We start from the raw sequence: 461 nt of genomic DNA on the forward strand, positions 1-461 counted from the left end.
GCGCGGAATACGCGGCCAGCCACACCCGGGCGAGCGCCCCGAGGCTCGCGGTGGCGCAGGCGGCGAGCAGCGCGTCGGTCTTGGCCAGATGCGCCTCGGCCGAGAGCATCAGCCCGGCGCCGTACAGGGCGGCGGCCAGCAGCGCGGGGCGGCGGGGCAGGAAGGCGAGCGCGGCCCAGTAGGCGAGCAGCACCGAAGCGGTGGCGCCGATCAGCGACGGGATGCGGTAGAGGGCGATCTGCCGGCGTGCGTCGGCCACGCCGAGCGCCTCGCCCGCCGCAACCGTGGCGGCCTGCGCCCAGTAGATCCCGACCGGCTTCTTGTGCCGGGCCTCGCCCTGAAAGCGGATGTCGACGAAGTCGCCGCTCTCCAGCATCTGCTTCGAGGCCTGGGCGAAGCGCGGCTCGTCCCGGTCCATCGGCTGCAGGGAGATCTGCCCGGGCAGGAACAGCAGCAGGCAG

At 74.2% G+C, this 461-nt stretch carries 1 protein-coding gene; it reads right to left on the reverse strand.

The features are described 5' to 3' along the window. Positions 1-461: ArnT family glycosyltransferase (locus JZ792_RS43685; RefSeq protein WP_216918437.1), on the reverse strand; the 461-nt coding region annotated here is incomplete at both ends.

This window comes from Nocardia noduli (genome assembly GCF_019038455.1).
Classification (GTDB): Bacteria; Actinomycetota; Actinomycetes; order Mycobacteriales; family Mycobacteriaceae; genus Nocardia; species Nocardia noduli.